Genomic DNA, 370 nt, shown 5'->3' on the forward strand with positions numbered 1-370 from the left:
CCTCGGCATCCAGCTGCAGTGCGACCCGACGGCTGTAGGAAAGTCCGGCTTCCGTCAGCTTCACGCCGCGCCGTGAGCGTCGGAAAAGCTCGAGGCCAAGAAACGCTTCCAGACTACCGATCTGTCGGCATACGGCCCCTTGGGTGAGCGACAGTTCCTCGGCGGCCCTGGTGAAGCTCTCGTGGCGCGCGGCAGACTCGAAGCTGATCAGTGCGATGGTGCTGGGTATCTTGCGTCTCATGTGCGGTGTCCTCACTGATCGCTCTGATTTGTCGAGCTTTACAACGTTTCGGAGTGAGAAATTAGCACAACAGATTGAGGAATCCTCGTTTGTCGATGCGGCGATCCGGGTCTAGGATCAGGCACACAC

Annotated in this window: 1 protein-coding gene; it reads right to left on the reverse strand. The window is 58.9% G+C overall.

What is annotated here, in order from left to right; translation table 11 throughout:
• On the reverse strand, positions 1–241 hold a 241-nt coding region (locus tag EE949_RS12980), incomplete at its 3' end, for a LysR family transcriptional regulator (protein WP_122664657.1).
• Positions 242–370 lie beyond the last annotated feature (129 nt).

The organism is Pseudomonas viridiflava, from assembly GCF_900602065.1.
Classification (GTDB): domain Bacteria; phylum Pseudomonadota; class Gammaproteobacteria; order Pseudomonadales; family Pseudomonadaceae; genus Aquipseudomonas.